The organism is Carnobacterium sp. AT7 (assembly GCF_000171855.1).
Classification (GTDB): Bacteria; Bacillota; Bacilli; order Lactobacillales; family Carnobacteriaceae; genus Carnobacterium_B; species Carnobacterium_B jeotgali.
The window spans coordinates 1-2,595 of the sequence record NZ_ABHH01000057.1 but is presented as its reverse complement, the minus strand read 5'-3'; the positions used below and the strand labels follow the sequence as shown (position 1 = coordinate 2,595).

General features: G+C 35.9%; 2 protein-coding genes. Both read right to left on the bottom strand.

Annotated elements, in window-relative coordinates; genetic code table 11:
* Positions 1-606: glycoside hydrolase family 1 protein (locus CAT7_RS11820; protein WP_007725916.1), on the bottom strand; the 606-nt coding region annotated here is incomplete at its 3' end.
* Between the two features lie 25 nt (positions 607-631).
* On the bottom strand, positions 632-2,557 hold the full coding sequence (locus CAT7_RS11815) for a beta-glucoside-specific PTS transporter subunit IIABC (RefSeq protein ID WP_007725915.1): 1,926 nt from the start codon (positions 2,555-2,557) through the stop codon (positions 632-634).
* Positions 2,558-2,595 lie beyond the last annotated feature (38 nt).

Below are 2,595 nucleotides of genomic sequence, written 5' to 3'. Positions count from 1 at the left end.
ACCAGTATAGGGACTCAACGCAATGATATTGATTTCATTAAACGTGAGCCAGTACTTCACTTTATCTTTATACCGTTTAAAGACTGTTTCAGCATAATTAACAAAGAAATCAATGACTTTACGATCAGCCCAACCGTTATATTTCAGCGTAAGATTCAAAGGTGTTTCATAATGAGATAAGGTTACTAAAGGTTCTATGCCATACTTTAAACATTCATCAAACACAGCATCATAGAATTCTAACCCTTCTTCATTTGGGGTTGTGTCATCGCCATTAGGAAAAATTCGTGCCCAGTTAATCGACATCCGAAAAACTTTAAAACCCATTTCTGCTAGTAAAGCAATATCCTCTTTATAATGATGATAGAAGTCTACTCCGAACCGTTTTGGAAAGACTTTATCTCCTTCATCAGCTAGTATAGCTTCAATTTCTTTACGTGAAACATCTAATGAAAAGCCTGATCCGCGTTCTTCTTTAGGAATAAATCTCACCATATCGGCAGTTGAAAGTCCTTTTCCGCCTTCATTATACGCTCCTTCAAATTGGTTTGCAGCTGTTGCTCCGCCCCATAAAAACTCTTTTGGAAAACCTTCATTTTTTTTCATACAGTTATCTCTCCCTTATACTTTTTCAGATGACAATCGTCATCAGTTGTTCTGTTGATTCAACTGCATTTTTTTCTGTTGTTATTACATCTAAATAATTTTTTGAATTTGTGATAACTACAGGTGTGATCACGCTGTAACGAGCTGCTTTTATCTTAGCAATATCAAATTCAATTAAAAGCTGACCTTTTGTTACTTTATCTCCTTGCTTAACGTGGGGAGCAAATCCTTCACCATCCATTTGAACAGTATCCATCCCAATGTGAATCAAGATTTCTGTTCCTTCATCTGACGTTATGCCTACCGCATGTGCTGTAGGAAAAAGCATAGTGATTACTCCATTGACTGGTGAAACTAATTTCCCTTCAATTGGTTCAATTGCCAAACCTTTTCCCATAGCTCCAGATGAAAAAGCTTCATCTCGAACATCAGAAAGCGGAATAATAGAGCCTGTTAACGGACTTTTTATACTATCTTTTCCAATATAAACTTCATTTCCTGAATCAATGATTCCATCATTAGTTGTTTCTGCAACAACTGCATCATCTTCATACAATTTTCCGAAACCAGCAATATAAGTTAAGACAAAACCAAGAATCATGGATCCAATGATAATGGCTATCACTATAGGTACATTACCTAGTCCGCTCACAGCAGGATTCAAGAAATTAGTGATTCCAAATATTCCTAACCCTCCTATAACATATCCATTGGCTCCGACTAATCCTAAAGCTGCTCCACCCACACCAGCAGCAATACAACTCATAATAAATGGTTTTTTAAGTGGTAAAGAAATACCATAAATCGCTGGTTCTGTTACACCAAACATGCCCGAAATAACGGAAGGAATACCCAAAGATTTAACTTTTTTCTCTTTTGTTTTTGCCATAACTGCAATAATTGCACCAGTTTGGGCAAATGAAGCAGCAAATGACATTGCTAAAATAGGATCATATCCGTAAACAGCTAAGTTGTTCAGCGCTACTGGTACAAGACCCCAGTGCAACCCGAACATAACAAAGATTTGCCAAAATCCTCCTACAATTGCACCCGCTAAGATTGGACTTAAATTATACACAGCTAACGTACCAGCTCCTACTAAGCTACCTGCCCATGTTGCAATTGGTCCAACAATCATAAACGTTACTGGAACAATAATCAAAAGCGTAAAGAATGGAATCAAAAAGGTTTTGACAACGTCTGGAATAATTTTTTTCAATCCTTTTTCAACTTTTGATGCTAGAAAGATAGCTACAATAATTGGAATAACGGTTGACGAATAATCCATTAGAATAAGTGGAAGTCCTAAAAAGTTAGTATGCACAGGTGACTCAATAATCGATCCTGAAAACAGCGTATAAAGAGGATCTCCTGCTCTGATTCCAGCTAATGTTGGATGAACTAATGAAGCACCAATAGCCATAGCCGTGAACTGATTAACTTTAAATTCTTTGCTTGCTGTAAATGCTAAGAAAATAGGGAAGAAGTAAAACAACGAATCGCCTATAGCATTTAATACTTGATACGCACCAGATTCAACTGTCAGCCAGCCTAACGCTACAAATAATGCATTGAATCCTTTAATCATACCAGTAGCAGCTAATGTTCCTAACGTTGGTGCAAAGATTCCTGAAATCATATCAACGAATTTATTAAACAACCCTACACTTTTATCTGTTTCTTGTTCAGAAGATTCATTATTATTTAAATTTCCAACATTCACGACCTCTTGATAGACATCCGGCACATGATTTCCAATAACCACTTGATACTGACCACCACTTTTTATTACGGTTACAATTCCGTCCATTTTCTTTAAAACATCTGTATTTGCTTTATTCTCGTCTTTTAATTTAAATCGTAATCTTGTTACACAATGTGTTAAGCTATTTATATTTTCTGTTCCCCCAACATTTTCTATAATTGATTTAGCCAATGCTTCATATTTCATTAGTATTCCTTCTCTCTTATATTTTTTGAAAAAGAAAA

What these genes read in the sequence shown, in the direction of transcription:
- CAT7_RS11815 (WP_007725915.1), bottom strand. Translation starts at nt 2,557, where the DNA reads ATGAAATATGAAGCATTGGCTAAATCAATTATAGAAAATGTTGGGGGA.